Source organism: Pseudomonas sp. NPDC088429 (assembly GCF_044753305.1).
Classification (GTDB): domain Bacteria; phylum Pseudomonadota; class Gammaproteobacteria; order Pseudomonadales; family Pseudomonadaceae; genus Aquipseudomonas; species Aquipseudomonas rustica.
This window is the reverse complement of sequence record NZ_JBIVMX010000051.1, coordinates 1-26,022: the sequence shown is the minus strand read 5'-3', so window position 1 is coordinate 26,022 and position 26,022 is coordinate 1. Positions and strand designations below refer to the sequence as shown.

Sequence of the window (26,022 nt, the reverse complement as noted above, 5' to 3'; positions counted from 1 at the left end):
TGCATTACCACCAGTATTTCCCGAAATTTTCCGGATTGGCCCAGAACCGCGCGTTGAGCCAGTCGGGGACTTGTTTGTAGTCAAGCAGATCGTAGGTGAACAGGGTCAACACTTGATCGTCGCGCTGAAAACGTTCGCTGGCTTGCAGGGCCAGCGAATAGAAATCGGTTTCCTGCCAGCCGCAAGCCGACAGATCTGCCAGTACCGCGATGCGGCTGGCATTTAAATTTCGAATCCCGCCCAACAGATTCAGGCCGTTGCGCTTGGGCAAATGTTCCAGGCAATCGACCACCAGCGCCAGATCAAAACGCTGCGCAGCCAGTTCGGCGGGCAAAGCACCGGGGGCGGCGTGGGCGACAACGGAATCCGGGTGCGCCTCCTTGAAAGCAGTCAGGGCCGGGAATTCGCTGGCGCCGATCAACAGCAAACGCGCCGGCGCGTAGCGATCCAGCAAAGCGGCCAACGCCTGTTGCGGCGTGCGGGAAGAAATGGCGACGTTCATCGAAGCTCCTCAATCAGACCGCCAAGACTAGCCTGCCTGATCACGCCCGCAAAGAGCCCTGTCCCGCGACTTTGCGGCAATTGCGGCGAAGTCCTGTGAACACGGTCGCAAACAGCAGTGGCCTATTGCTGGCGGAGATTAAAACTCCGGTCTTTACTCCCTGAATCGGTTTCAAGCCGATCCCTCAGGAGAAAACCAGATGAGCATAGTGCGGACAGCATTACCTTTGATTCTGCTAACCAGTGTGTTGACGGGTTGCGCAGGTTTGCAGAAAACCGACTGGCCGACCTGTGCGGCGGTCGGTGGTGTCGTCGGGGCCGGTCTTGGCGCGACGGAAAGTTCGGCGTGGGCGGGCTACGGCGCGCTGATCGTAGGCGGTACGGCAGCGGCGTATTGCTGGGTACACGGTGATGGCGACGAAGACGGCGATGGTGTGCCGGACAGCCGCGATAAGTGCCCGGGCACTCCAAAAGGCGTGCAGGTCGATGCTGACGGCTGCCCACCACCGGCTCCAGCACCCGTGGTTGAAGAAGCGGTAGTGGTCAAAGAAGAAACCATCGTTATTCGTGATGTGCACTTCCAGTTCGACAAAGCCACACTGACCAGCCCTGACAAACAGGTGCTCGATAAAGTCGCGACGCGCCTGAAACAGGAATCCTCGACTGCACAACTGACCGTCACTGGTCACACCGACAGCGTGGGCAGCGATGCCTACAACAAAAAACTGTCGGATCGCCGTGCGCACTCGGTGGTGGAGTACCTGATCCAGCAGGGCGTGCCACGTGCCAGCTTCGTTTCGGTGTCGGGTCTGGGTGAAAGCCAGCCGGTCGCTGACAACAAAACGGCAGACGGTCGCGCGCAAAACCGTCGCACCGAAATCAAAATCCAACGCTAGCCCCCTCGCATCCGCGGCTTGTGCAGTCGCGGATGCGGGTCTTTACTCCTGTGTAACCGGTATGGGCCGGTGACACAGGAGCTTTCAAATGAGTGTTTTCTCAAGGTCCGTCTTGCCGGTTCTGCTGCTAGGCAGTTTGCTCACCGGTTGCGCCACGCACAGCGATGGCACTGCACCCCTCAATCAACGTACGTGGCCGGTCTGCAGCCTTCTTGGCGGCTTGGTCGGTGGCGGTCTTGGCGCCATTGAAAGTGGCGGCTGGGCCGGTGGCGGCGCAGCGCTGGGGATTCTTGCCGGCGGACTGATCTGTTACGCCCAGGATGGCGATGAAGACGACGATGGCGTGTTCGACCGCCGCGACCGTTGCCCCGATACGCCGGCCAATACCCCGGTCGATCACCGTGGCTGCCCGTTGCCGCAATATCCGGTCACCGAAAAGACACCGGAGCCTGTGCCGCAAACGGAAGTCATCACCCTCAGTGATGCCGGCGATGTCTTGTTCGATTTCGACAAGTCTGACCTGACGCCTTCGGCCAAAGCCCAGCTCGATACGCTGATGGACAAACTGCGTAATGCCGACGTGGTGAGCATCAAGGTCATCGGTCATACCGACAGCAAAGGTTCGGACGCTTACAACCAGGCGCTGTCGGAACGTCGCGCCAGCAGTGTCGCCTCGTATTTGCTGAGCCAGGGTCTGTCGCCGAACAAACTCACCAGTGAAGGACGTGGCGAGAGTGAACCGGTGGCTGACAACGCAACCGATGAGGGCCGCGCGAAAAACCGGCGCGTGGAATTGCACATCAATCGTTAGGACGCGTCTGTAGGGCGCAGGCTAGAGCCGCCGGGCTTCGATCATCGTTGACCCGGCGGCCATTTGGCGACTTGTCTGGATTTTTTCTTTTCCCCTCTGGCTTATCCCCCGCAGAAGCCGTTACTGTGCGTCCAAAGAATAATTCGCAACACGGGGGAGCGTATGAAAGTGTTCTGGGGGCTGGGGCGGTTGTTGACCCTGCTGTTCTGCTGCGTGGTGCTGGCCAATCAACTGGTGCCATTCGTTCATCCGCTGCACCTGCTGGTCAATCTGGCTGGCGGTCTGTTGTTGCTGATCCACGTGCTCGAAGTGCTGCTGTGCAATCGCAGCCTCAAGGGGCGTCCGCACCCTTGGCGTGACCGTGGCCGCATCCTGTTGTTCGGCGTATTCCATCTGCAAACCATCCCGGCCCCGGCCGCTCCGGAGGCTTCTTCCCATGCGTAAACTTTGCCTGCTCGCTGCATTCATCAGCCCTTTGGCCTGCGCCCAAGTGGTGACGGTTGAAACCAACTCGCTGATGCGCCTGCCCAACACCACCAGCACCTTGCAACTTGAACGTCTGGACGTGGCTGATTACGGCACGTTGCTGATTCCATCGAACGTGACCGAACTGACCGTGGGCGAATTGCGTCTGGGTCATGAAGCACGCATCGCCATCGTCCCGGCCGAACAGGCGCTGGAGATGAAAGTGGCGCGCGCTGAACTCAGCGAAGGCAGCCAGATCACCGCACGCGGTGCTCCTGGTACTTATGAAAAAGCCGCGCGTGCGGGGCGCAATCTGAATCTGCAATTCAAAGCGTTGAACGCGCCGCAACTGTTGGTCGATGCCCGTGGCGGCACCGGTGCGCCGGGGTTTGTGGGTCTGGATGGCGGCAACGGTGAAGACCCGGGCTGCACTTATGGTTCGGCCGGCCACGGTTTTGATGGCAGTGACGGCGCTGACGGCCAGCCGGGTGCACCGGGTGCGCTGGTGCGACTGGAAGTGCCGCGTGAATTTCCGGCTGAACTGATCAAGGTCAATGTGACCGGTGGCAACGGTGGCCCGGCGGGTGTCGGCGGCAAGGCAGGCAAGGGCGGCAAGTCCAAGGGCTGCCTGGTGTATCGCGCCGATGGCGGCAAGAACGGCAAGGCCGGGGCGGATGGACAGCCTGGGCCAGTGGGGGCGGCGGGGGCTGTGACTGTTCAGCGCCTGTAAAAGCAGACCCTCACTAGCCCTCTCCCGGAGGGAGAGGGGGCTGACCGAGGTGACTCACGCTATCCATGGCTGTGTTCCCACGCTCTGCGTGGGAACACAGCCAGTGACGCTCCGCGTCACTGGACGCGGAGCGTCCTTTGCGGCATTCCCACGCAGAGCGTGGGAACGATCACGGCCTCGCCGCCGCTATCGCCACCAGCACCAACCCGACAATCAGATTAAGCCCCACCACCCGCCGAATCCGCCCCAACACCGCCGCACCCGTCGGCCAGTCCTTCGCATCCACCGCCGTGCGCAATTCCGGCAGCATCAGCCCCTGAATGCGGATAAACAGCGCCGTCATCACCACGTACAACCCGATCATCACCTGCACATATTTCGGCGCGGTTTCAAACCCGACCTGCAGCAGATGCAGCATGCCCACACCGCTGATCGGCAACAAGATCACCGCGACCCAAATCCAGCGGAAAAAACCTTGAAACACTTCCACCCACAAGGTCAGCCGGGCGGGGCCGTCGAGGGCCTTCACGGCCGCGGGGCGCAAGACCATCCAAGCGAAAAACATGCCGCCGACCCATACCAGGGCGGACAGGACATGCAGGGGGTAGACGAGGCTAAAAAGTGTCATTGGGTTACTCCGTTCTGCGCAGGATCGATTCGCGGGGTATGATAGCCGCCGATCCAAACCACTGAAAATTTATCCAGCGTTTTTTGCGCCCGACACTCAATGATCAGCACTGAACTCAAAACCACGATCCAGGGCGCCTACTCGCGTTTTCTTGAAGCCAAGAGCCTCAAGCCGCGTTACGGCCAGCGCCTGATGATCGCTGAAATCGCCAAAGTCCTCGGGGATATCGACACCGACGACGAAGGCCGGCGCAGTGGCGACCCCGCAATTGTTGCGGTGGAAGCCGGCACCGGTACCGGCAAGACCGTGGCCTACAGCATGGCGGCGATCCCCACGGCCAAAGCCGCCGGCAAGCGTCTGGTCATCGCCACGGCGACCGTCGCGCTGCAAGAGCAGATCGTCTACAAGGATTTGCCCGACCTGATGCGCAACAGCGGGCTGAATTTCACTTTCGCCCTGGCCAAGGGCCGTGGCCGCTACATGTGCCTGTCCAAGCTCGACATGCTCTTGCAGGAAGGCCACGCGCAAACCGCCACTGCCCAGCTGTTCGAAGAAGAAGGCTTCAAGATCGAGGTCGACGAGGCCAGTCAGAAGCTGTTCACCAGCATGATCGAGAAACTCGCCGGCAATAAGTGGGACGGCGACCGCGACAGCTGGCCGAATGCGCTGGAAGATGCCGATTGGGCGCGTCTGACCACCGATCACAGTCAGTGCACCAACCGTCATTGCCCGAACTTCGGCCAGTGCGCCTTCTATAAGGCCCGCGAAGGCATGGGCAAGGTCGACGTGATCGTCACCAACCACGACATGGTGTTGGCTGACCTGGCATTGGGCGGCGGCGCGGTGCTTCCCGATCCGCGTGACACCATTTACGTGTTCGACGAAGGTCACCACCTGCCGGACAAGGCTATCGGCCACTTCGCCCATTACACGCGTCTGCGCTCCACCGCCGACTGGCTGGAAACCACCGCGAAGAACCTCACTAAACTGCTGGCCCAGCATCCGCTGCCGGGCGATCTCGGCAAGTTGATCGAGCAAGTGCCGGAGCTGGCGCGGGAGATTAAGGCGCAGCAGCAGTTCATGTTCAGCGCCTGCGAACAGGTCGCCGATTTCAAACCCGGCGAAGACGTCGAGGGCCGTGAGCGGCCGCGCCATCGTTTCGTCGCCGGGGTGATTCCCGAGCACATGCGCGAAATGGGCATCGAGCTGAAGAAAGGCTTCTCGCGTCTCAACGATCTGTTCACCCGTCTGACCGACCTGCTCAAGGAAGGCATGGACGGCGAGGTCAACATTGGTATCGCCAGCAATCAGGCGGAAGAGTGGTATCCGCTGTTTGGCAGCCTGTTGTCCCGTGCATCCGGCAACTGGGAATTGTGGACAGCCTTCACCGCCGAAGACCCGGAAGACAGCCCGCCGATGGCGCGTTGGCTGACTTTGGCTGAAAGCGGTTCGCTGTTCGACATCGAGGTCAACGCCAGCCCGATTCTGGCCGCCGAAACTTTGCGCCGCAGCTTGTGGAACGTCGCCTACGGTTGCCTCGTCACCTCGGCGACCCTGACCGCGCTGGGCACTTTTGACCGCTTCCGCATGCGCGCCGGTTTGCCGAAAAAAGCCGTCACCGCCGTGGTGCCGAGCCCGTTCCATCACGCTGATGCCGGCGTGCTGCGAGTGCCGGATCTGAAAGCCGATCCGCGCGATGCTCCCGCGCACACCGCCGCGATCATTCGTGATCTGCCGGATCTGGTCGAAGGCTCACGCGGCACGCTAGTGCTGTTCTCTTCGCGCAAACAGATGCAGGACGTGTTCGACGGCCTCGACCGCGACTGGCGCAAGCAAGTGTTCATTCAAGGTAACCTGTCGAAACAGGAAACCCTGAACAAGCACAAGGCGCGCGTCGATGGCGGTGATTCCAGCGTGCTGTTCGGTCTCGCCAGTTTTGCCGAAGGCGTCGACTTGCCGGGTGCTTACTGCGAGCACGTGGTGATCGCCAAGATTCCGTTCTCGGTGCCGGACGATCCGGTCGAAGCGGCGCTGTCGGAATGGATCGAAGCCCGTGGCGGTAATCCGTTCATGGAAATCTCGGTGCCCGACGCCTCGCTGAAACTGGTTCAGGCCTGCGGTCGTCTGCTGCGTACCGAAGAAGACCGCGGCACCATCACCTTGCTGGATCGGCGCCTGGTCACTCAGCGCTACGGCAAGGCGATCCTCAATGCGTTGCCGCCCTTCCGTCGTGAAATATCCTGAGACATCGGTGGGCAGTTTTGCCCGCCGTGTTGTCTATCTCTCTGCCATCGCTTTTCCATTGGCCATTATTGGTCGTTAGGGAGAACTCCGTTCTTATGATCCGCCGTTCGCTGCCTGCCGTTTTCGCCTTGATCTTCGCTGCCCCTCTGCTGGCAGCGCCTGCCGGTCAGCAGACCCTGTTCAACTTTGTCCGCCCGGCGGACGTGGTCAAAGTCACCACCGAAAACGCCGATCTGCCGCAAGCCAACGCTGAGCAAACCGCAGAAGGCGAAGTGCTGCGCCGGGTGACGTTCAACCCGGTGGCCCGTCCGACCCTGCGTCTGACCCCGCAGACCGGTGCCTGGGACTGGTCGCAGTCGGGCATGATGAGCCTGCGTCTGCAGAGCGCGATGAACTGGGCCGTGACGGTCTATGTGCAAATCCAGAGCAATGACGGCCGCACACTGGTCAGCCGCGTCGACCTGCCGGCCGGCCCTGCGCAGACCTTGCTGGTGCCGCTGGTGGCATCGACGCCGCTGAGCCAAGGCATGAAAGCCGGGCCGCCGATGCCGATGACCGTCGACGGTCAGCGCATTTTGCTGGCCGCGAGCAGCGGTGAGATTGATCGCAGCCAAGTGGTATCGGTGAGTCTGTCGATGGATCAGCCGAAAGTCGCGCAGAGCTTGCTGCTTGAGCGTTTCGGCGTGCAGGACGGCGAGTCGGTCAGCCAAGCGGTGTACGGCAATCTGGTCGACGCTTACGGGCAATCGACGCGCAGCAAATGGCCGGAAAAAATCGCCAACGACGAACAACTGAAATCCGCCGCCGCCAAGGAACAGCTACAGCTGAAAACCTGGCTGGCCGAGCGCGAGAAGTCCTCGCTGGACAAGTTTGGTGGCTGGAACAAAGGCCCGGCGTTCAAGGCCAGCGGCTTCTTCCGCACCGAAAAACGTGACGGTCGTTGGTATCTGGTCACGCCTGAGGGGCATCCGTTCTACTCCCTCGGCGTCAACACCGTCAGCCCCGACGTCAGCCAGACGTACGTGACAGGTCGCGAGTTCATGTTCGAATCCTTGCCGAAACCGGATGAGCCATTAGCTAATCATTTCGGTGAAGGCGACAACCGTGGCGGCAATGGTGTTGATCAAGGTCGAGGCTACGGCAACGGCCGCTGGTACGATTTCTACGGCGCCAACTTGCAGCGTGTGTACGGTGAACCGTGCAAAGCGGACAGCGAAGGCAAATCCGGGGTCGCTGAAGCGGCGAAGGCTGAAGCCACTGAAACCGCCGCCGCTGAAGCCGCAAAACCTGCTGCTGTGCCGGCAGAGCCGAAGTCAGGCGTCGCCGAAGCGGCCAAGACTGAAACCGTGCAAGTGGCCACTGAAAAGGCTGCCGCGCCGTGCAAAGCAACTATTGATGAGCAACAGTGGGCCAACCACACGCTCGATCGCCTGCAAGCCTGGGGCTTCAACACGGTCGGCAACTGGAGTGCCGATTCGCTGAGTGAAGCCGAGCGCGTGCCGTACACCTTGCCGCTGTCGATCGTCGGCGATTACACCAGCATCAGCACCGGCAGCGACTGGTGGGGCGGCATGCCCGATCCGTTCGACCCGCGTTTCGCCATGGCCACCGAGCGTGCCGTGGCCATCGCTGCTCGCGATCACCGCGACGATCCATGGTTGATCGGCTATTACGCCGACAACGAACTGGCCTGGGCGGGTCCGGGCGACGATGCGAAATCCCGTTACGCGCTGGCCTACGGTACGTTGAAAATGACCACCGACGTGCCGGCCAAACGTGCGTTTCTCAAGCAATTGCGCGACAAGTATCGCAACCAGGCGGGCCTGTCGAAGGCGTGGGGCATTGATCTGCCGGCGTGGGAATTGATGGAAGACCCGGGTTTCGTGCCGCCACTGCCGAACCCCGAGCACCCGGAAATCGAGGCCGACTTCAAATATTTCCAGAAAGTCTTCGCCGACACCTACTTCAAGACCATCTCCGATTCGCTGAAATGGCACGCGCCCAACCAGATGCTTTTGGGCGGTCGCTTCGCCACCAGCACCCCGGAAGCCGTGGCGTCCTGCGCGCAGTATTGCGATGTGCTGAGCTTCAACATGTACACGCTCAAGCCGCAGGATGGCTATGACTTTGCCGCGCTGGGGGCGTTGGACAAACCGGTGCTGATCACCGAATTCAACTTTGGCTCGGCTGATCGTGGCCCGTTCTGGGGTGGCGTGACGCAACTGAGCAAGGAAGAAGATCGCGGGCCGGCATATGCCAATTTCCTCAAACAAGCGCTGAATGAACCGTCGATCGTCGGCGTGCATTGGTTCCAGTATCTGGATCAACCGGTGACCGGGCGTCTGCTCGATGGCGAGAATGGTCACTTTGGTCTGGTGGGCGTGACCGATCTGCCCTATCAGGGCTTTGTTGAAACCGTGCGCAAGAGCAATTTGCAGGCGATGGATCAGTTGGGTCAGCAGGCGCAGAAAGCGCCGGTGCATGAAGCGGAAGGTGGCCGCAAAGGCGAGGCCGGTAAGGGCGCCGGGGCAGGGCATGCGGGTGGGCATTCGGGGAATGGTCATTAAGGTTTGAAACGCTAAAAGATCGCAGCCTTCGGCAGCTCCTACAAAGGAACGCAATCCCATGTAGGAGCTGCCGCAGGCTGCGATCTTTTGATTTGGCTTTTTAACCGTCTAGCCCGCAGCTGTTCCCAAATCCCTCAAGGGCTGGAACAATGCGGGCCACTTTGTAGAGCGTTTTCGCGGGGGAGTTGCGGGTGCAGATTCAGGGACATTACGAGCTTCAATTCGAAGCGGTGCGCGATGCTTTCGCCGCGCTGTTCGACGATCCCCAGGAACGCGGCGCAGCCTTGTGCATTCAGGTCGGCGGAGAAACCGTCCTCGACCTCTGGTCAGGTACCGCCGACAAGGACGGCGCCGAAGCCTGGCACAGCGACACCATCGCCAACCTGTTCTCCTGCACCAAAACCTTCACCGCCGTCACCGCGCTGCAACTGGTCGCCGAAGGCAAGTTGCAACTCGATGTGCCGGTCGCCCGCTACTGGCCGGAATTTGCCGCCGCCGGCAAAGAATCCATCACCCTGCGCCAATTGCTTTGCCACCAGGCCGGTCTTCCGGCACTGCGAGAATTGCTGGCGCCGGAAGCCCTGTACGACTGGCGAACCATGGTCGACGCCCTCGCGGCGGAAACGCCATGGTGGACGCCGGGTACCGGCCACGGTTACGCGGCAATCACTTATGGCTGGCTGATCGGCGAATTGCTGCGACGTGCCGACGGTCGCGGCCCGGGCGAATCGATTGTCGCCCGCGTGGCCAAGCCGTTGGGGCTGGATTTCCACGTGGGTCTGGCTGACGAAGAATTCCATCGCGTGGCGCATATTGCGCGCGGCAAAGGCAATCCCGGCGATGCCGCCGCGCAACGTCTGCTGCAAGTGACTATGCGTGAACCGACCGCCATGAGCACCCGCGCCTTTACCAATCCGCCGTCGGTGCTCACCAGCACCAACAAACCGGAATGGCGACGCATGCAGCAACCGGCGGCCAATGGTCACGGCAATGCGCGCAGCCTCGCCGGCTTCTATGCCGGGTTGCTCGACGGCAGCCTGTTGGAAAGCGACATGCTCGAAGAGCTGACCCGCGAACACAGCCTCGGTGAAGACAAAACCCTGCTGACCCGCACCCGTTTTGGTCTGGGCTGCATGCTCGACCAACCCGATGTGCCTAACGCCACCTACGGCCTCGGCCCACGGGCGTTCGGCCATCCGGGCGCGGGCGGATCGATCGGTTTTGCTGACCCTGAGCACGATGTCGCGTTTGGTTTTGTGACAAATACCCTTGGGCCTTACGTTTTGATGGATCCGCGCGCGCAGAAGCTCGCGCGGGTGCTTGCCACTTGTCTATAAAGCAACACCCGAGGTCTCTGCATCGGAACCTCGTGCAATTTTTCGATTCAAAGCGACAGTTTATCCGGGCGAAAGTGCTCTGATTTTTCATTACTTTATTTTGTGGATTTTCAATGTCATCTAAAAAGACCCTCGCCCTGGCCCTGTGTGTAGCGATCACCGGTTGCGCACAGACCCCAAAGAACGATGCGGAAGGCGCCAGCACCTGGTGGCCGTTCGGTTCCTCCGACAAAGTCGCGGCCAAAGAGCCAGCTCCAGCCCCGTTGAAACCTGCCGCAACCGCGCCGGTTGCCAAGTCTGAAAGCAGCAACCCTTGGTACTGGCCGTTCGGTTCCGATGACGAAGCCGTCAAGGCTGACATGAAGGCCGAAGTCGCGCCTGAAGCGAAAAAACCGGTCGCCGTGGCCAAGGCTGATGCCGATTCGGGCGCTAAGTGGTGGTGGCCGTTCGGCGCCAAGGACGATCAAACCCCTAAAGCCGTGCCGATGCCAGATCCGAAAGTGACCCAGGCCTGGCTCGACGATTACGAGCCGCGCCTGCGCGAAGCGGTCAAGGACAGCAACCTGCAACTCGAGCGCCGTGAAAACGTCTTGGTCGTTACCGCACCGGTAGAAGGTTCGTTCAACCCGGATCGCCCGGCCATGCTGTTGCCGGTCACCCTTGGCCCGTTCACTCGCGTGGCTAAAATCCTCGAAGCCGATCCGAAAACCGCTGTGCTGGTACTCGGTCACAGCGACACCAGCGGTTCCGCGCCAGCCAACGTCAAGCTGAGCCAGGAGCGTGCACAAGCCATCGCGGCGATTTTCCGCCTCAGCGGTTTGCAGCGTGATCGTCTGATGTTGCGCGGCATGGGTTCCGAAGCACCGCGTGCGGCCAACGACAGCGTTGAAGGTCGCGCCCTGAACCGTCGCGTCGAGATGCTGGTCACTCCGCAAAACACCATGATTGCCCTGCTGAGCAAGTACAACATGCCAGCACCGAAACCCGTCACCATGGTGGCGGCGCAAGACGTCAAGCCAGTGGCCAAACCGGTAACTCCGGCTCCGGCCGCGAAGAAAGCCGCTGTACCGGCCACCAAAAAAGCCCCGGCGAAAAAAGCCGCTGCCAAAGCGCCTGCGAAAAAAGCCCCGGCCAAGGCCCCGGCGAAGAAAACCACGCCAGCCAAAGCGTCGACCACCGACAAGAAAGTCGCGGCGACCGATACCACCAAAAAGTGATTCGCTAACGAAAGGAATGCGCCATGACCCAGGCTCTGGCAGATATGCGTCGTGATTACACCCGGGATGGTTTGTCCGAGGCGCAAGCCCCGGCCGAGCCGTTTGCGCTGTTCCACCAGTGGTTCGCCGACGCGGTGAAAACCGAGCAGGCACCGGTGGAAGCCAACGCCATGACCCTGGCCACGGTTGATGCGGACGGCCGTCCGCATTGCCGCATTCTGCTACTCAAGGGCCTGGACGCGCAGGGCTTCACCTTCTTCACCAATTACGAAAGCGCCAAGGGCCAGCATCTGGCGGCGAATCCGTATGCCGCCATGACGTTCTTCTGGCCGACCCTTGAGCGCCAGGTGCGCATCGAAGGGCGCGTCGTGAAGGTCACGCCGGAAGAATCCGATGCGTATTATCAAGTGCGTCCGCTGGGCAGTCGTCTCGGTGCCTGGGCGTCGCCGCAAAGCCGGGTGATCAACGGTCGTGGTGAGCTGGAAGACCTGCTTAGAGCGACTGAACAACGTTTCTCCGACAGCCAGCCAGATTGCCCGCAACACTGGGGCGGTTACCGCTTGCTGCCTGAGCGCATCGAATTCTGGCAGGGCCGTCCGAGCCGTCTGCACGATCGCCTCAACTACCGTCTGCAGACCGGCCAATGGTCTGTTGAACGTCTGGCACCTTAAGCAGTCTACCGAGCGAGATAGCTTGCCGCAGCGGCAATGAGCCACTGCGGCAGATCGCGGCGCTTGATCTTCTGCGCCCGAGCGCTCGCCAGTTGCTCGAGCATGTAGGCGCGTTTACCTTCATCCTTGCCGGCCAGCGACAGCGCCAGGTCGCGATCCATCCAGCGTTTGATCCGTACGTACAGCCACCAATGGAAGTACAGCCCGGCGAGCGTGGTGACGACTATGATGAAGTAATCCATGAAAATCCTTGGGGGCGGTGGCGCAGGATCCGTCATTTGGCGCTACTGTAGGGCTCTAGAAGGAAACGTGCAGGCGTCTGTACCTCGCCTGAATGAAAGCAAATTTGTCCGGGCTGCGCCGTGACAGGCGTCAAGCAGCGGAGTTTAATGAATATATGTTCTTTTGGAGTTGATGCTATGCGTAAGTCTGTTCTGCTGGTTGCTTCCTTTTCCACGATGGCGATGTTGCTTACCGGCTGCCAATCGAGCCTGACCGGTGACTCCTACTCCCGTGACGAAGCGCGTCGCGTGCAGACGATTCGCATGGGCACCATCGAATCCCTGCGCCCGGTCAAAATCGAAGGCACCAAAACCCCGATCGGCGGCCTCGCCGGAGCAGCAGTCGGCGGCGTCGGCGGCAGCGCCATTGGCGGCGGCAAGGGCAGCATCGTTGCAGCGGTCATCGGTGCGGTGGCGGGCGGTTTGATTGGTTCGGCGACGGAAGAAGGTTTGACCCGTACTCAGGGTGTGGAAATCACCGTACGTGAAGACGACGGCAGCATGCGCGCCTACGTGCAGCAGGTTCAGGAGAACGAAGTGTTCCGTGTTGGCGAGCGGGTACGGATTTCGACTGTTGGCGGGACGAGCCGCGTTTCGCATTAAGCGATAGCGAGTCGTTGAAGAAAACCCCGATCAGGTGACTGGTCGGGGTTTTTCTTTATTGTGCTTCAACGTCCATTGCACGTCAGTTGGAAGGTGTACTTCGGATCGAAGACATTCCTTCCCAGCAGTTTCTCCAGCGCGGCAAGCTGATCATTTGAAAGATCGTAACCCTCCCAGCCTTCCTGCTTACAAGACCAATTCATGATGGCAGCCAGGTTCTCGTCGCATCCGCTAGGCAGGTCTTCTTCAAAAACGAGAAACTCTGTTCTCCTATCGAATGCTTCAATCCTATAAATCATAAGAGACCATCACCAGACATCGCTGTAGTCAAAAGAGATCTGATAATCGTAAGTTTTGAAGACGATGCCATGTTGAAAATACGGCTGAATGATTGGAATCCATTCTTCGAAAACATTGAAACCGCCATTGTTTATGTTGTTTTCCACCGGTATCCCCAAGGCATTCAAAACGCCCTCATCATCGCCTAAATCCTTGGAATACTCTTCGCCTTCGCACAAATCAGTTTGCTTGTCGTACCACTCCAGCCTCAGTTTTAATCCCATCATCAACCTCACAAATATTTTTTTCTGATGCTTCTTTCATCTTTCGCATCTTCGCGTCGCTCTCCTGTAAAAGGGTCAAACGCGCCTAGGTGAGTTCCGTCACTTGCTCGGTAAACCTCCAACTCTCCGTGCATCGAGTCCCACTCGTAGATTTTTCTACCTTTCGCATCTTTCCACCGTTCCCGAAGTCCTCCGCCTCCTTGTATGGGATTCTTTTTCTGCACCTTTATCAGTCCGGGAAATGCAGTGATTTCCTCTGCTTTTGGCGGCCTATGATAACTATGCCCCGCGGACGGTAAGCCTTTACGTGATGATGTGCTGACTACGATGTATACCGGCCTAACACCCGAATTAGCCGGAAACACCAAAATGAAATCCCGATACTCCGGCGGATAAACCGGATTAACCAGAATCCCATCCGCCGCTTTCGTCGGTGGATACACCCAGATATGCGGCGCTTGCGGCGCAGCCTCCAGCGCCGGAATACCGAGAATGTCGGAGCCATCCACAGCAGGCGTCCAGATCAGTTCGACGCCTTCACCCAGATCCGCAATAAACTGGCTGCCTCGCGCGGTGAACTGCACGACATCAACCATTTCCCAATCGCGATTCTTGCCGGTGTAGAAACCGTAACCTTTCAGACTGCCGTCGGCCTGTTGTTCGATTCTCAGCCGAACGCGAGTTCGCGCCTGCTCAAGTCCGCGCAACTGCTCGTCGGTATACAGCGCGCTGTCGTCAAGACTCGATGGCATGAACAGCGCGACCAAACCCACCAAAGGCGCAACGGCCGCACTGGATACCACTGCGGGCAGGGCATCAAATACCGACCCCGCCAACGCCAGACTGCCAAACCCGGCAGGAATGGCGGTTGCACCGATTTTCTTGAGCGGGACGCCGCCGCTGTCATCAGCCTCACGCGCGCCCAGCAAAATCAGCTCACCGTAGTCCTTCAAACTGTCAGTCGGCACCATCCCCGAAGGATTGGTGTAGTCGATGATCGCGTCCGGCAATTTGCAGGACTTGGCGAATACGCAGCCGGCCCGAACGACATCGTCCTTTTTCGCCGCCACTTCCCGACCACGCTCGAAAGCCTCCTGCCGGGCCAACATGGCGTCGTAAGCATTTTGTCTGGCGTCGCGGTCAGCCAGTTCACTGGCCGTCATGTAGCGATAGGTGACGTGATGCCCGTCGCCTTGCGGTGGGTTGGGAACCCGGGGAATGTCCTTGTTGCCAGCCACTGATCGTCCTTTCGTTCATCCATCGACAGCCCCTCGCAAGGGACTGGGCAACGTTAACGAAGCGGGAAAATTGTGGCTGTAGGACGTGTCTTTAAAGAGGTGGGGATTAGTCGCTGTATGTCAGTGAGGTACTGATCTGAAGAGGTTTAGAGCCATGAGTCCACAGAGAAGCCTGTTCTACCGACCTAAAGTAATTTGTCGAGCACGAACTCTTTGAACCAAGGTGGTTGGGTGTCTGATTTGATTTCAATCAGCTCGCCATCAGTGATCTCTGCTATTTGCGTCAAGCCTTCACTACCTTCATCCGAGTTATCGAATATATAGGCCCGGTTTGAGGTCAGGATAGCTTCAGACAAAAGCTCAAGAGAGCGCCAGTATCGCGCTTCTATTTTTTCGGGAGGAACGCTGTGTCCGCCTTGGGACACACGATAGGCAACCCTGGCAATGTTGATCTGAGGATCAGCGGTAGCGACGTAGTAAACGTAAACCCGGTAGCCAGACTGATGGGCTTCGGCGAGCAGGCTGACTTTGTCTGAGGAGGACATGACTGTTTCGAACGTGAAACTGATGCGTTCCTTGATCAGAGACCTACGTATGAAGTCGGAGAGGGCGGATGCGACATAGGAGTCGATTTCCGTATTGACGAAGCTTAGGCGTTCGCCATCAATCGTAAGGGTATCGAGCTTTGCTAACGAACGAGGAGACTTCTTGAGTAGGGCATGCTCACGGAAGAAGTCGAAAATGCCTTCCTTGTGAGCCTCGATGCGGTAGGAGGTGAAATCAAAATAACCGGTATCTTTGATTGCCCGTTCTATGTCATCAGGATTTATGTAGTTTCCCAGCAAATGCGCGGGAACCAGTCGATTGAAAGTACTTTTTCCTGATCCGTTCGGACCCGCAAATATCCGTATTCTGGGTGTGCTCAAGAAGTGACCTGTTTTGAGGATTTGTTGATGTGCAGGCGAGTGCCGCTTTTCAGATTTCCATAGGTACCGATTGAGCGCAGTGCAACGGAAGTCTTCTCAGTCACTTCAAACAACTGGCCGTCTTTAGCGACGAGCACCACTGCGCCATTGGCGAGCGCCATCTTATAGGCGTTGTTGAAGGCCTTCAGAGCGATATCTGGAATCCGCGATTCCTGGACGGAAATCTGATCGTCCGTCATTGGGCGTTTTTCTGCTTTACGTGACATGGATGACTCCAGAAAGTCGCTGCTGAAAAGGTGCTGCGGCAACGAAAGATATAGCACACTTGCAAGGTTTAGAGCCAAGCCCCTCTATAAGAGAGGGGCTCTGATTTTTTTAGAAAGATGTATCTCAGGCGTTTTGTAAGGTGTTCTTTCGACTCGCCGCCGCCGTCACCGCATAACCAATCAGCGCCGCCAGAATCGAGCCGGTCAGAATGCCCATTCGATCCATCCCGGCGTAGTCGCTCACGCCGGGTTCAAAGGCCAGCGAGCCAACGAACAGGCTCATGGTGAAGCCGATTCCGCAGAGGATCGCCACGCCCATGACCTGGCCCCAGTTGGCGCCTTGGGGCAGGGCGGCGATGCCGACTTTGACGGCCAGCCAGGTGAGGCCGAAGACGCCGACGGTTTTACCGAGCAGCAGGCCGACCGCAATGCCCATCGGTACGTCGTGGGTGAAGCTTTCAACGGTGACGCCGCTCAGCGACAGGCCGGCGTTGGCGAAAGCGAACAGCGGCAGGATGCCGTAGGCGACCCACGGATGTAGCGCATGTTCGAGGGTCAGCAGTGGCGACGGCTCGGCGTTTTTCGTGCGCAGCGGGATGCAGAAGGCCAGGGTCACGCCGGCCAGCGTCGCGTGGACACCGCTTTTGAGCACGCAGACCCAGAGGATCAGACCGATGATCATGTACGGCCCGAGCTTGACCACCCCGAGTCGGTTCATCGCCACCAGCGACGCAATGCACGCGGCCGCGAGGCCCAACGACAGGGTCGACAGTTCGCCAGAGTAGAAGATCGCGATGATGACGATGGCGCCGAGGTCATCGATGATCGCCAACGTCATCAGGAAAAGCTTTAACGATACCGGTACACGCTTGCCGAGCAGGGCCAGTACGCCGAGGGCGAAGGCGATGTCGGTGGCGGTCGGAATAGCCCAGCCGCTGAGGGCCTCAGGGTTGTCGCGGTTGAGGAACCAGTAGATCAGCGCCGGCACCAGCATGCCGCCGATGGCTGCGGCGCCGGGCAGGACGATTTGCGACGGCTTCGACAGCTGACCGTCGAGTACCTCGCGTTTCACCTCCAGGCCGATGAGCAGGAAAAACATCGCCATCAGGCCATCGTTGATCCACAGCAGCAGGGGTTTAGCGATTTTCAACGCACCGATCTGCGCCACCACGGGGGTGTCGAGCAGGCCGGTGTACAGCCACGACAGTGGCGAGTTGTTGATAATCAGAGCCAGGATGGCCGCGGCGATCAATAACAGACCGCTGGCAGCTTCCAACTGAAAGAAACGCGTGAAAGTGCTACGCAGAGGCAAGGTCGCTCTCCATCGAATCGTCAAAAAGGTGGAACACCCTAACCCGTACTGTTAGTTGTTAAAACAAAAGTTATATTCTTTTTTGTTATATGTCGTTACAGGCTGTCTGGCTCAAGCCACGGTGAGCCTAGCAGTTGCCTGACATATTGAGACTCAGCTGTATCTGTGCGGAATATAGGATTAATCCTAATCTGACGTACGAACCTTTTCAGGAGGCTAATCTCCTGCCCGATTCAACGAGAACACAGACCATGAGCGACAAACGACAGTGGGCCCGCGAAGCCATCCGCATCATCGAAGCGGACTTCCAGCGCAGCGCCGACACCCATCTGATCCCCTTGCCGCTGCCGGGTTTTCCGGGCATCGAGCTGTACTTCAAGGATGAATCCAGTCATCCGACCGGCAGCCTCAAACATCGCCTGGCCCGTTCGTTGTTCCTTTATGCGCTGTGTAACAGCTGGCTGAAACCCGGCGCGCCGGTGATCGAGGCGTCGAGCGGTTCGACGGCGATTTCCGAAGCGTATTTCGCGCGGATGCTCGGTTTGCCGTTCATTGCGGTGATGCCGGCGACCACCTCGAAAGAAAAAATCGCCCAGATCGAGTTCTATGGCGGCAAAAGCCATCTGGTAAAAGATCCGACGCAGATTTACGCCGAATCCGAGCGTCTGGCCCGTGAACACGATGGTCACTTCATCGACCAGTTCACCTACGCCGAGCGCGCAACCGACTGGCGCGCGAACAACAACATCGCTGAATCGATCTTCCAGCAGATGCGTTTCGAGACGCACCCGGAACCGAGCTGGCTGATTTCCAGCCCCGGCACCGGCGGCACCACCGCGACCCTTGGTCGTTACGTGCGCTATCGCCAGCATTGCACTCGCGTGTTGTGCGCCGACGCCGAGCGTTCGGTGTTCTTCGATTACTACCAGACTGGCGATGCGACTTTGCGTCTGGATTGCGGCTCGCGGATTGAAGGCATTGGCCGGCCGCGGGTGGAAGCGTCGTTTCTGCCCAAGGTGATCGATGCGATGGTCAAAGTGCCGGACGCCTTGTCGCTGGCGGCCATGCATTATCTGGCGCAGCGTCTGGGCCGGCATGTTGGCGGGTCGAGCGGCACCAATCTGATCGGCGCGTTGATGGCGGCGCAGCAGATGAAAGCGGCGGGGGAGTCGGGGTCGATCGTGGCGATTCTGTGCGATGGCGGCGAGCGGTATGCCGACACGTATTACGATCAGGATTGGCTGACGGCGCAGGGGTATGAGTTGAGTGGGTTGATTGAGGCGGTGGCGGCGAGTGCCGAGCGCGGTGAACCGCTGCCGACCTCAGTGCTACGCGCCAACATTTGACACACCGAATACCAAATGTGGGAGCGGGCTTGCTCGCGAAGGCAGTGTGTCAGGCGATACATGTATCGACTGAAACGACGCTTTCGCGAGCAAGCCCTCTCCCACAGGGGTTTTGTGTTGTGTCAGCTAGTGCTGATTAGTCAGTCAGGCCGAGGATGTCGCGTGCCACGGCCTCGGCAATCCGAATCCCGTCCACACCCGCCGACAGAATCCCGCCGGCATAACCCGCGCCTTCACCCGCCGGGAACAAGCCTTTCACGTTCATGCTCTGCAGCGTTTCGTTACGCGTAATGCGCAGCGGCGACGAGGTGCGTGTCTCGATCCCGGTCAGCACCGCATCGTGCAGCGAGTAACCGCGAATCTGCTTCTCGAACGCCGGCAAGGCTTCACGAATCGCTTCAATCGCAAATTCCGGCAATGCCAGGGACAGATCGCCCAGCGCCACGCCCGGTTTGTACGACGGCTCGACTTCGCCCAGTTCGGTCGAAGGAATGTCGTTGATGAAGTCACCAACCAGTTGCGCCGGCGCCTTGTAATCGCTGCCGCCAAGGATGAACGCGTGGGATTCCAGGCGTTCCTGCAACTCGATCCCCGCCAGCGGGCCGCCCGGATAATCGACTTCCGGGGTGATGCCGACGACGATGCCGGAGTTGGCGTTGCGCTCGTTACGCGAGTACTGACTCATGCCGTTGGTGACCACGCGGTTCGGCTCGGAAGTCGCCGCGACCACGGTGCCGCCCGGGCACATGCAGAAGCTGTAGACCGAACGGCCGTTCTTGGCGTGGTGCACCAGTTTGTAGTCGGCGGCACCGAGTTTCGGGTGGCCGGCGTATTTGCCCAGACGCGCGCGGTCGATCAGCGATTGCGGGTGTTCGATGCGGAAACCCACCGAGAACGGCTTGGCTTCCATGAACACGCCACGGCTGTGCAGCATGCGGAACGTGTCGCGGGCGCTGTGGCCGAGGGCCAGAACCACGTGTTTCGAATGCAGGGTTTCGCCGCTGGCCAGTTCGACGCCGACCAGTTGGCCGTCTTCGATCAGCACGTCGGTGACGCGTTCCTGGAAGCGCACTTCGCCGCCCAGTTCGCGGATCTGCTCGCGCATGTTTTCAACCATGCCGGTCAGACGGAACGTACCGATGTGCGGTTTGCTGACGTAGAGAATTTCTTCCGGCGCGCCGGCCTTGACGAACTCGTGCAGGACTTTGCGGCCAAGGAACTTCGGATCCTTGATCTGGCTGTACAGCTTGCCGTCGGAGAACGTGCCCGCGCCGCCTTCACCGAACTGCACGTTGGACTCGGGATTGAGTACGCTCTTCCGCCACAGGCCCCAAGTGTCTTTGGTGCGCTGGCGGACTTCGGTGCCGCGTTCGAGGACGATCGGCTTGAAGCCCATTTGCGCCAGCAGCAGGCCGGCGAAGATGCCGCACGGGCCGAAACCGACAACAATCGGTCGCTGGCTCAGGTCGCTTGGCGCTTCGCCGACGAATTTGTAGCTGACATCCGGCGCCACGTTGACGTTACGGTCGTCGGCGAACTTGCCCAACACATTGGCCTCGTCGCGCACTTCGAGGTCGATGGTGTAGATGAAGCACAGTTCGGAGGACTTTTTACGCGCGTCGTAGCTGCGCTTGAACAAGGTGAAATCGAGCAAATCATCGCTGGCGATGCCCAGACGCTGCACGATGGCAGGGCGCAGGTCTTCTTCGGGATGGTCGATTGGCAGCTTGAGTTCAGTGATTCGTAACATGGCGAGGATCCGGGTTCGCGGGGCGCACAACTGCGCCAGGGCGTTTGAAGGCCGCGATTATAAGCCGCAAAGGCCGGATCCGGTGAGGCTAAAACGCTCAGTCGTTGCGCGATCCGCCGAAATACCCGCAACCGCGCTGCACCTTGCCGTCGATACGCAACTCGGCGCTCATGTGCTGCACGCTGCCGGTGTTGCTGTCGATGCAGCGCTGCGGCGCGACCCACAATTCAACGCGCTGGTTGTTGGCTTCGCTGCTGAGATTGAAGCGACCGTCGCCCAATTGATCTTCAATGTATGGCACGGCGAGTGGCGGCTGGCCTTCACGGTCGATGACCATACCTTTGCCGCTGACCTTGACGTTCCACTCCGGGCCATGGCCGGCGGCACGCAGGATCAGCAGTTTGAAATTCGGATCATCACACGCGGTGCCGGAGCGTTCGACGCGATACAGCTGAGTCAGATCGAGTCGATCACCGGAGACTTTGCCGCGAACATCGGCGAACAGTTTGCCTTGCTCGTCGGCGAGGGTGGCGGCTTCTTGCAGCACGCTGGTGCCGCCGATGTCGTTGACCACCAGTTGACGCTGATCCTGACACGGCTGGAACACCAGTTTGCCGTCAGCGGCGGTCAGTTGCCCCTGCATCCGCGTTTGCCCGACGTGCGAGGCACTTTCACGCGGGCCATCGAACAACTGGCACGCCGCAAACAACGGCAGCAGGGCAACAAGGACTAACGAACGGGCAACACGCATCTTCGGCTCTCCAGACAAGTGTCGCCACGTTACGCAGCCTGTCAGTCAAATGCAAAAGATCGCAGCCTGCGGCAACTCCTACACCGAGTTACGCCGCCCGCCGACAAAATGCAAAACATCGCAACCCCGACACTCCCCTGTAGGAGCTGCCGAAGGCTGCGACCTCTTGATCTTATCCAACGTGAAACGTCTGCCCGGTCTGTAGCCCTTCAACACTTTTCGCGTAGGCCAACGCCACATCCGCTGCAGGAACCGGCTTATAGCCACGGAAGTACGGCGCATATTTACCCATCGCTTCCAGCAGCACGGTCGGGCTGATCGAGTTAACACGCAGGCCACGCGGCAACTCAGTGGCCGCTGCCCGCACAAAGCTGTCCAGCGCACCGTTGACCAGCGCTGCCGACGCACCGCTGCGAATCGGATCGTGGCTGAGCACGCCAGTAGTGAAGGTGAACGAGGCGCCATCGTTGGCGAATTCGCGGCCGATCAGCAGCAAATTCACTTGGCCCATCAACTTGTCCTTCAGGCCGAGGGCGAAGCTGTCTTCGCTCATCTCGCCCAGCGGCGCAAATGTGACGTTACCGGCGGCGCAGATCAGTGCGTCGAATTTGCCGGTCTGCTCGAACAGCTTGCGGATCGACGTGCAGTCACTGATATCCACATGGAAATCACCGCTGGTGCGGCCGATACGAATCACTTCGTGGCGTTGCGACAGTTCTTTGTCCACGGCCGAACCGATGGTGCCGCGAGCGCCTATCAACAGAATCTTCATCGAGCTGTACCTCAAGTGTGTGAACGAGGTTTCAGTCTAGAGTGGTTTTTTCTGTGGATAAGCGCACTAATAGGCAACCTTTGGTTTTCAAATGGAAACAATCCATGAGTGAAATGGATGATCTGGCGGCGTTCGCCGTGTTGATCGAAGCCGGCAGTTTCACCTTGGCGGCGCAGCAATTGGGCTGCAGCAAGGGGCAGTTGTCCAAACGCATCAGTCAGCTCGAAGCGCAGTTTTCCGTGGTGTTGCTACAACGCACCACTCGACGCCTGAGCCTGACGGCGGCGGGCGCTGCGTTATTGCCGCAGGCGCAGGCGCTTGTAGTCCAGGTCGAAAAAGCCCGTCAGGCATTGGCGCGGTTGAAGGACGACATGGCCGGCCCGGTGCGTATGACGGTTCCAGTGTCGCTGGGGGAAACGTTTTTCGATGAATTGTTGCTGGAGTTTTCGCAGCAGTATCCCGAGGTGCAGATCGAGCTGGAGCTGAACAACAGCTACCGCGATCTGTCCCGCGATGGCTTTGATCTGGCGATCCGTTCAGAAGTGGCCAATGACGAACGACTGGTGGCCAAGCCGTTGCTGGCCTGGCAGGAAATGACCTGTGCGAGTCCCGCGTATCTGGATCGATTCGGCGAACCGTCGACACCACAAGCGCTGGCCGAGCACCGTTGCTTGCTCAACAGCCACTACAGCGGTCGCGAAGAATGGCTGTATCACCAGCAGCACGAATTGTTGCGAGTACGCGTGTCCGGGCCGTTTGCCAGCAATCACTACAACTTGCTGAAAAAAGCCGCGCTCAGCGGCGCCGGTATCGCGCGATTGCCTTCCTATCTGTTGCAAGCGGAATTGGCTGACGGTCGATTGCGCTGGATCCTGCGCGATTATCAGACGCGGCGCATGCCGATGTACCTGGTGCATCCGTATCAGGGCGGGTTGCCCAAGCGCACGCAAGTGCTGGCGGACTATCTGATTGGCTGGTTCAAACGCAGCGGCGAGGCGCTGGATCGACTCCAGCGTTAACGGCGATCCCCTGTAGGAGCTGCCGAAGGCTGCGATCTTTTGATTTTGAAAAAGAAAGATCAAAAGATCGCAGCCTTCGGCAGCTCCTACAGGGATCTCTGTTTAGCAGGAAAAACGGTGGGCGATCAGGTGATCGATCGACAACTTGCCCGGCCCGGTCGCCATCAGATACAACAACACCGCCGCCCACGTACCGTGAGTCGGGTAAGCATCCGGGTACACAAACAGCTGAATGGTCAACGTCATGCCCAGCAACGCCATGGCCGAAAAGCGCGTAGCAAACCCAACCAGAATCAGCACCGGAAAGAAGTGCTCGGCAAACGCGGCCATGTGCGCGGCGATCTCCGGCGACAGCAGCGGCACGTGATATTCACTGGTGAACAACGGAATGGTCGAATCAGCGAGACGCGGCCAGCCAAGCTGAAAGGTGCCGTCGATGAGGTCGATCGCCAGCCCCTCGATCTTGGTCTGCCCGGACTTCCAGAACACCGCTGCAATCGCGAAGCGCGCAATGAAAGCGATCAGGCTCTGGGGGATTCTCTCGAGCAGCGCAATGGCGCGAGTGATCAGGTTGTTCATGGCGTTACCTTATTGTTCAAGTGGGTGATGACGTTGCGCGCGATCAGCAAGGCCAGGGTCTGGCTGAGATCGAATTCATGGCTGTTTTCGGCAGCTGCCAGCAGCGGCTGGCCGTTGATCAAATGGCGGATAAATACGCTGGCGCCGTGATCGATGGCGTACACCTCAACCTCCAGACCGTTGCGCAGGATCAGCGCGTGCTGGGCCTGATGGATCTCGATGCCTTCAAGTGACGGTTGTTGCTGATGTGCAGCCCAGATCGCAACCACGGCATACGCGGAATCGAGCAGGTGCAGGGAGGGATGAAGCGTGAAGCACAGATCGCTCAAGCCTTGCGGGGCGGCGAGTGCTGCGGTGATCTGTTCTGGCCGTACGGGGTCGGCGTCGGCGGCGTGATAGGCCTGCGTGCGCAGATGCTCAAGGCGCGCGACATCGGCCAGATAAGGCACGCTCGATGCCGGTTCGAAGGCGTCGATAAAGTCCGCAAACGCTTCGCCATAGCGACTCATCAACGGACTCTGCGGCGGCTGCTGTTGTACGAAAATGGCCGCCATGGCGCGGAAAAATTCCTCGCCGACCAGTTGCGCAACCACCGGATAACCGTCCGCCAGTGCGTTGATCAACGAGCTCTGCACATTGTTGCGGTACACCGCGAAACGACTGGCGGGATCTGCGCCGTTACTGCTGCACAAACCGGCAGGGCAGGGCAGACGTAGATCGAGCAGCGCGGCGCTGAATTCGCTTTGCGTGCTCATGGCCGACTCCCGGCGCACAGCAGCATTTCGTCTGCCTGCTGCGCTTCGGCCAGCAAGGTGTTGAACGCGGGCACCTGATTGTCGCGTTCAATCAAGGTTGCCATCGGCCCGATACGATCCAGCGTCTGCCAATACAAGGCCCACACAGCCCGATCAATTGGCGCGCCGTGATCGTCAATCAGCAAGCGATCACCCAGGCTGTCGGAATCTTCGGCAAACCCGGCCAGATGAATCTCGCCAACCGCGTTCAGGGGCAGCGCATCGAGATACGCCAATGGATCACGGTGATGATTTACGCACGACACATAGACATTGTTGACGTCCAGCAACAGCCCACAGCCGCTGCGACGGATCACTTCGTGGATGAAGTCAGGCTCGTCGTACGTTGAGCGCTGAAACGCCAGATACGTCGCCGGGTTTTCCAGCAGCATTGGCCGTTTAAGGGTGTTTTGCACCTGATCGATGTGCGCGCAGACGCGGTTCAGCGTCGACTCGTCGTAAGCCAAAGGCAGCAGGTCATTGAGGAACACCGGGCCATGGCTCGACCAGGCCAGATGTTCGGAAAAGGAGTGTGGTTGATAGCGCTCAATCAGCTCGGCCAGACGTTGCAGGTGCTGAGTATCCAGCGGGCCTTCGCTGCCGATGGACAGGCCGACGCCATGCAGCGACAGCGGATACTGTTCGCGAATCAAACCGAGAAAGTGATGAAACGGGCCGCCGGCCACCATGTAGTTTTCGGCGTGGACTTCGAAGAAACCGATGTCCGGTTGGGTGTCGAGCACTTCACGAAAGTGCCCGGTCTTGAGCCCCAGCCCCGCACGGGGCGGGAGCCCGGTGAGGGCTGCCTGAGTGCGGGGGAGGGCATGGTCGTCAGGTGTGAACATGATCGTCACTCAGGCAGGCCGTGAATCAGGACTTCGCTTTGAAAGCTTCCATCTGGCCGAAACCGGTCGGCGAGGTTTTGCTTTCAGTCTTGGCGCAGGTGCCTTTAGGGACGAGCTTCCAGGCGTTGGCCTGGTAGTCGGTTTTCGCGGTGCCAGCGCAGGTGGTGCCGGCGCCTGCAGCGCAATCGTTCTTGCCTTTCATGGCCACGCCGAAGCATTTTTCCATGTCATCGGCCGCATGGGCGGTGGAAACGGCAGCGATGCTCAGCGCAGAGCCGAGGGCCAGAACCAAAGCGGTAGCGGACAGGGTGCGGGTGGTAGCAGTCATGGTGTTTCTCCAGTTTCGGTCAGGGTTTTTACAAGCGTTTTTGCGCTTGCTTAACCCTCTAGAGAAAGGTCATGGCGATGCGTTACAGCGGGGCTTAAATCTTTTTGAAATTCACGGCAAACGCTCTTTCTGTAGGAGCAAAGCTTGCTCGCGATAGCGGTAGGTCAGGGATGAGGTTGATACTGACACTCCGCCTTCGCGAGCAAGCTTTGCTCCTACAGGAGATATATTTCAGGCATAAAAAAAACGGCCCGAAGGCCGTTTTTTTGTTGGGCGAAATGCATCAACCGCCGAGGTACGCCTCGCGTACTTTCGGGTCGGTCAGCAGCGCTTCACCGGTGCCTTGCATGACCACACGGCCGTTCTCCAGAACGTACGCGCGATCAGCGATTTTCAGCGCCTGGTTGGCGTTCTGCTCGACCAGGAACACCGTCACACCGTCCTTGCGCAGCATTTCGATGATGTCGAAAATCTGCTGGATGATGATCGGTGCCAGGCCCAGCGACGGCTCGTCGAGCAGCAGCAGTTTCGGCTTGCTCATCAGCGCGCGACCGATGGCGAGCATTTGCTGTTCGCCGCCGG

At 59.3% G+C, this 26,022-nt stretch carries 29 protein-coding genes; 12 read left to right on the top strand and 17 right to left on the bottom strand.

Annotated elements, in window-relative coordinates; genetic code table 11:
- Positions 1 to 4: 4 nt before the first annotated feature.
- Positions 5 to 502 carry a DUF6231 family protein gene (locus ACIP66_RS21395; RefSeq protein ID WP_400650667.1) on the bottom strand — a complete coding sequence of 166 codons (498 nt, stop codon included), beginning with the start codon at positions 500 to 502 and terminating at the stop codon, positions 5 to 7.
- Positions 503 to 701: 199 nt separating this feature from the next.
- On the opposite strand from ACIP66_RS21395, the gene ACIP66_RS21390 reads away from it, so the two are divergent.
- The 4 genes from ACIP66_RS21390 to ACIP66_RS21375 all read left to right on the top strand — a co-directional run bounded on the left by ACIP66_RS21390 (position 702) and on the right by ACIP66_RS21375 (position 3,403).
- On the top strand, positions 702 to 1,397 hold the full coding sequence (locus tag ACIP66_RS21390) for an OmpA family protein (protein ID WP_053117794.1): 696 nt from the start codon (positions 702 to 704) through the stop codon (positions 1,395 to 1,397).
- A gap of 88 nt (positions 1,398 to 1,485) precedes the next feature.
- Positions 1,486 to 2,208: an OmpA family protein gene (locus ACIP66_RS21385; RefSeq protein WP_053117796.1), complete on the top strand. Its 723-nt coding sequence runs from the start codon at positions 1,486 to 1,488 to the stop codon at positions 2,206 to 2,208.
- Between the two features lie 162 nt (positions 2,209 to 2,370).
- Positions 2,371 to 2,652 (top strand): DUF1145 domain-containing protein, encoded by a 282-nt coding sequence (locus ACIP66_RS21380; protein ID WP_053117797.1) that lies wholly within the window; start codon positions 2,371 to 2,373, stop codon positions 2,650 to 2,652.
- Complete coding sequence (locus tag ACIP66_RS21375; RefSeq protein ID WP_282354794.1) at positions 2,645 to 3,403, top strand: collagen-like protein; 759 nt, start codon at positions 2,645 to 2,647, stop codon at positions 3,401 to 3,403. The genes ACIP66_RS21380 and ACIP66_RS21375 overlap by 8 nt, the downstream gene beginning before the upstream one ends.
- 169 nt (positions 3,404 to 3,572) lie before the next feature.
- Here the strand turns inward: ACIP66_RS21375 and ACIP66_RS21370 are convergent, their stop codons facing one another.
- Positions 3,573 to 4,031, bottom strand: coding sequence for a CopD family protein (locus tag ACIP66_RS21370; protein WP_400650662.1), 459 nt, complete (start codon positions 4,029 to 4,031; stop codon positions 3,573 to 3,575).
- Positions 4,032 to 4,130: 99 nt separating this feature from the next.
- Between ACIP66_RS21370 and dinG the strand changes: the two genes are divergently transcribed.
- The 5 genes from dinG to pdxH all read left to right on the top strand — a co-directional run bounded on the left by dinG (position 4,131) and on the right by pdxH (position 12,067).
- Positions 4,131 to 6,275 (top strand): ATP-dependent DNA helicase DinG, encoded by a 2,145-nt coding sequence (gene dinG / locus ACIP66_RS21365; RefSeq protein WP_008085357.1) that lies wholly within the window; start codon positions 4,131 to 4,133, stop codon positions 6,273 to 6,275.
- A gap of 95 nt (positions 6,276 to 6,370) precedes the next feature.
- Positions 6,371 to 8,842, top strand: coding sequence for a beta-galactosidase (locus ACIP66_RS21360; protein WP_400650659.1), 2,472 nt, complete (start codon positions 6,371 to 6,373; stop codon positions 8,840 to 8,842).
- A 191-nt stretch (positions 8,843 to 9,033) separates the two neighbouring features.
- Complete coding sequence (locus ACIP66_RS21355; RefSeq protein WP_400650656.1) at positions 9,034 to 10,179, top strand: serine hydrolase domain-containing protein; 1,146 nt, start codon at positions 9,034 to 9,036, stop codon at positions 10,177 to 10,179.
- Positions 10,180 to 10,292: 113 nt separating this feature from the next.
- Positions 10,293 to 11,396, top strand: a complete 1,104-nt coding sequence (locus tag ACIP66_RS21350) for an OmpA family protein (protein WP_400650654.1) — start codon at positions 10,293 to 10,295, stop codon at positions 11,394 to 11,396.
- Between the two features lie 23 nt (positions 11,397 to 11,419).
- On the top strand, positions 11,420 to 12,067 hold the full coding sequence (gene pdxH, locus ACIP66_RS21345) for a pyridoxamine 5'-phosphate oxidase (RefSeq protein WP_400650651.1): 648 nt from the start codon (positions 11,420 to 11,422) through the stop codon (positions 12,065 to 12,067).
- A gap of 5 nt (positions 12,068 to 12,072) precedes the next feature.
- Here the strand turns inward: pdxH and ACIP66_RS21340 are convergent, their stop codons facing one another.
- Positions 12,073 to 12,309: a hypothetical protein gene (locus ACIP66_RS21340; protein ID WP_400650649.1), complete on the bottom strand. Its 237-nt coding sequence runs from the start codon at positions 12,307 to 12,309 to the stop codon at positions 12,073 to 12,075.
- Between the two features lie 177 nt (positions 12,310 to 12,486).
- On the opposite strand from ACIP66_RS21340, the gene ACIP66_RS21335 reads away from it, so the two are divergent.
- Entirely contained in the window at positions 12,487 to 12,951 is a 465-nt protein-coding gene (locus ACIP66_RS21335) for a glycine zipper 2TM domain-containing protein (RefSeq protein ID WP_007918566.1), read from the top strand.
- A 65-nt stretch (positions 12,952 to 13,016) separates the two neighbouring features.
- Here the strand turns inward: ACIP66_RS21335 and ACIP66_RS21330 are convergent, their stop codons facing one another.
- From ACIP66_RS21330 to nhaA, 6 genes are all read right to left on the bottom strand, one after another.
- A complete protein-coding gene (locus ACIP66_RS21330; RefSeq protein WP_400650646.1) occupies positions 13,017 to 13,250 on the bottom strand; it encodes a hypothetical protein in 234 nt (77 codons plus the stop codon).
- Positions 13,251 to 13,259: 9 nt separating this feature from the next.
- Positions 13,260 to 13,514 (bottom strand): colicin E3-like toxin immunity protein, encoded by a 255-nt coding sequence (locus tag ACIP66_RS21325; protein ID WP_212545287.1) that lies wholly within the window; start codon positions 13,512 to 13,514, stop codon positions 13,260 to 13,262.
- Between the two features lie 8 nt (positions 13,515 to 13,522).
- Entirely contained in the window at positions 13,523 to 14,752 is a 1,230-nt protein-coding gene (locus tag ACIP66_RS21320; RefSeq protein ID WP_400650643.1) for an S-type pyocin domain-containing protein, read from the bottom strand.
- A gap of 185 nt (positions 14,753 to 14,937) precedes the next feature.
- Positions 14,938 to 15,678: a zeta toxin family protein gene (locus tag ACIP66_RS21315; RefSeq protein ID WP_400650640.1), complete on the bottom strand. Its 741-nt coding sequence runs from the start codon at positions 15,676 to 15,678 to the stop codon at positions 14,938 to 14,940.
- Complete coding sequence (locus ACIP66_RS21310) at positions 15,675 to 15,944, bottom strand: hypothetical protein (protein ID WP_159815725.1); 270 nt, start codon at positions 15,942 to 15,944, stop codon at positions 15,675 to 15,677. The genes ACIP66_RS21315 and ACIP66_RS21310 overlap by 4 nt, the downstream gene beginning before the upstream one ends.
- 124 nt (positions 15,945 to 16,068) lie before the next feature.
- On the bottom strand, positions 16,069 to 17,256 hold the full coding sequence (gene nhaA / locus ACIP66_RS21305) for a Na+/H+ antiporter NhaA (protein ID WP_400650637.1): 1,188 nt from the start codon (positions 17,254 to 17,256) through the stop codon (positions 16,069 to 16,071).
- Positions 17,257 to 17,507: 251 nt separating this feature from the next.
- Between nhaA and ACIP66_RS21300 the strand changes: the two genes are divergently transcribed.
- Positions 17,508 to 18,602 (top strand): PLP-dependent cysteine synthase family protein, encoded by a 1,095-nt coding sequence (locus ACIP66_RS21300; protein ID WP_400650634.1) that lies wholly within the window; start codon positions 17,508 to 17,510, stop codon positions 18,600 to 18,602.
- 136 nt (positions 18,603 to 18,738) lie between these two features.
- On the opposite strand, the gene ACIP66_RS21295 is transcribed toward ACIP66_RS21300, so the two are convergent.
- The 3 genes from ACIP66_RS21295 to ACIP66_RS21285 all read right to left on the bottom strand — a co-directional run bounded on the left by ACIP66_RS21295 (position 18,739) and on the right by ACIP66_RS21285 (position 21,875).
- On the bottom strand, positions 18,739 to 20,352 hold the full coding sequence (locus ACIP66_RS21295) for an NAD(P)/FAD-dependent oxidoreductase (RefSeq protein ID WP_400650631.1): 1,614 nt from the start codon (positions 20,350 to 20,352) through the stop codon (positions 18,739 to 18,741).
- Between the two features lie 97 nt (positions 20,353 to 20,449).
- Positions 20,450 to 21,103: a COG3650 family protein gene (locus ACIP66_RS21290; RefSeq protein ID WP_400650628.1), complete on the bottom strand. Its 654-nt coding sequence runs from the start codon at positions 21,101 to 21,103 to the stop codon at positions 20,450 to 20,452.
- A 172-nt stretch (positions 21,104 to 21,275) separates the two neighbouring features.
- Positions 21,276 to 21,875 carry a short chain dehydrogenase gene (locus tag ACIP66_RS21285; protein WP_400650625.1) on the bottom strand — a complete coding sequence of 200 codons (600 nt, stop codon included), beginning with the start codon at positions 21,873 to 21,875 and terminating at the stop codon, positions 21,276 to 21,278.
- A gap of 104 nt (positions 21,876 to 21,979) precedes the next feature.
- Here ACIP66_RS21285 and ACIP66_RS21280 point away from each other — a divergent pair, with 104 nt between their 5' ends.
- A complete protein-coding gene (locus tag ACIP66_RS21280; RefSeq protein ID WP_400650624.1) occupies positions 21,980 to 22,894 on the top strand; it encodes a LysR family transcriptional regulator in 915 nt (304 codons plus the stop codon).
- A 102-nt stretch (positions 22,895 to 22,996) separates the two neighbouring features.
- On the opposite strand, the gene ACIP66_RS21275 is transcribed toward ACIP66_RS21280, so the two are convergent.
- From ACIP66_RS21275 to ACIP66_RS21255, 5 genes are all read right to left on the bottom strand, one after another.
- Positions 22,997 to 23,473: a DoxX family protein gene (locus ACIP66_RS21275; protein WP_400650621.1), complete on the bottom strand. Its 477-nt coding sequence runs from the start codon at positions 23,471 to 23,473 to the stop codon at positions 22,997 to 22,999.
- Positions 23,470 to 24,228 (bottom strand): DUF2063 domain-containing protein, encoded by a 759-nt coding sequence (locus ACIP66_RS21270; RefSeq protein WP_400650619.1) that lies wholly within the window; start codon positions 24,226 to 24,228, stop codon positions 23,470 to 23,472. Before ACIP66_RS21270 ends, ACIP66_RS21275 begins: the two co-directional genes overlap by 4 nt.
- A complete protein-coding gene (locus tag ACIP66_RS21265) occupies positions 24,225 to 25,112 on the bottom strand; it encodes a DUF692 domain-containing protein (protein ID WP_400650617.1) in 888 nt (295 codons plus the stop codon). Before ACIP66_RS21265 ends, ACIP66_RS21270 begins: the two co-directional genes overlap by 4 nt.
- Positions 25,113 to 25,137: 25 nt before the next feature.
- A complete protein-coding gene (locus tag ACIP66_RS21260) occupies positions 25,138 to 25,440 on the bottom strand; it encodes a DUF2282 domain-containing protein (protein ID WP_053117837.1) in 303 nt (100 codons plus the stop codon).
- 283 nt (positions 25,441 to 25,723) lie between these two features.
- Positions 25,724 to 26,022 (bottom strand): ATP-binding cassette domain-containing protein (locus ACIP66_RS21255; protein ID WP_400650614.1); only part of this gene is annotated, 299 nt, incomplete at its 5' end.

Bases quoted from the DNA above. Each gene is read 5' to 3' on its own strand.
- ACIP66_RS21395 (WP_400650667.1), bottom strand. From the start codon at position 502: ATGAACGTCGCCATTTCTTCCCGCACGCCGCAACAGGCGTTGGCCGCT.
- ACIP66_RS21390 (WP_053117794.1), top strand. From the start codon at position 702: ATGAGCATAGTGCGGACAGCATTACCTTTGATTCTGCTAACCAGTGTG.
- ACIP66_RS21385 (WP_053117796.1), top strand. From the start codon at position 1,486: ATGAGTGTTTTCTCAAGGTCCGTCTTGCCGGTTCTGCTGCTAGGCAGT.
- ACIP66_RS21380 (WP_053117797.1), top strand. From the start codon at position 2,371: ATGAAAGTGTTCTGGGGGCTGGGGCGGTTGTTGACCCTGCTGTTCTGC.
- ACIP66_RS21375 (WP_282354794.1), top strand. From the start codon at position 2,645: ATGCGTAAACTTTGCCTGCTCGCTGCATTCATCAGCCCTTTGGCCTGC.
- ACIP66_RS21370 (WP_400650662.1), bottom strand. From the start codon at position 4,031: ATGACACTTTTTAGCCTCGTCTACCCCCTGCATGTCCTGTCCGCCCTG.
- dinG (WP_008085357.1), top strand. From the start codon at position 4,131: ATGATCAGCACTGAACTCAAAACCACGATCCAGGGCGCCTACTCGCGT.
- ACIP66_RS21360 (WP_400650659.1), top strand. From the start codon at position 6,371: ATGATCCGCCGTTCGCTGCCTGCCGTTTTCGCCTTGATCTTCGCTGCC.
- ACIP66_RS21350 (WP_400650654.1), top strand. From the start codon at position 10,293: ATGTCATCTAAAAAGACCCTCGCCCTGGCCCTGTGTGTAGCGATCACC.
- pdxH (WP_400650651.1), top strand. From the start codon at position 11,420: ATGACCCAGGCTCTGGCAGATATGCGTCGTGATTACACCCGGGATGGT.
- ACIP66_RS21340 (WP_400650649.1), bottom strand. From the start codon at position 12,309: ATGGATTACTTCATCATAGTCGTCACCACGCTCGCCGGGCTGTACTTC.
- ACIP66_RS21335 (WP_007918566.1), top strand. From the start codon at position 12,487: ATGCGTAAGTCTGTTCTGCTGGTTGCTTCCTTTTCCACGATGGCGATG.
- ACIP66_RS21330 (WP_400650646.1), bottom strand. From the start codon at position 13,250: ATGATTTATAGGATTGAAGCATTCGATAGGAGAACAGAGTTTCTCGTT.
- ACIP66_RS21325 (WP_212545287.1), bottom strand. From the start codon at position 13,514: ATGGGATTAAAACTGAGGCTGGAGTGGTACGACAAGCAAACTGATTTG.
- ACIP66_RS21310 (WP_159815725.1), bottom strand. From the start codon at position 15,944: ATGTCACGTAAAGCAGAAAAACGCCCAATGACGGACGATCAGATTTCC.
- ACIP66_RS21300 (WP_400650634.1), top strand. From the start codon at position 17,508: ATGAGCGACAAACGACAGTGGGCCCGCGAAGCCATCCGCATCATCGAA.
- ACIP66_RS21295 (WP_400650631.1), bottom strand. From the start codon at position 20,352: ATGTTACGAATCACTGAACTCAAGCTGCCAATCGACCATCCCGAAGAA.
- ACIP66_RS21290 (WP_400650628.1), bottom strand. From the start codon at position 21,103: ATGCGTGTTGCCCGTTCGTTAGTCCTTGTTGCCCTGCTGCCGTTGTTT.
- ACIP66_RS21285 (WP_400650625.1), bottom strand. From the start codon at position 21,875: ATGAAGATTCTGTTGATAGGCGCTCGCGGCACCATCGGTTCGGCCGTG.
- ACIP66_RS21280 (WP_400650624.1), top strand. From the start codon at position 21,980: ATGAGTGAAATGGATGATCTGGCGGCGTTCGCCGTGTTGATCGAAGCC.
- ACIP66_RS21275 (WP_400650621.1), bottom strand. From the start codon at position 23,473: ATGAACAACCTGATCACTCGCGCCATTGCGCTGCTCGAGAGAATCCCC.
- ACIP66_RS21270 (WP_400650619.1), bottom strand. From the start codon at position 24,228: ATGAGCACGCAAAGCGAATTCAGCGCCGCGCTGCTCGATCTACGTCTG.
- ACIP66_RS21265 (WP_400650617.1), bottom strand. From the start codon at position 25,112: ATGTTCACACCTGACGACCATGCCCTCCCCCGCACTCAGGCAGCCCTC.
- ACIP66_RS21260 (WP_053117837.1), bottom strand. From the start codon at position 25,440: ATGACTGCTACCACCCGCACCCTGTCCGCTACCGCTTTGGTTCTGGCC.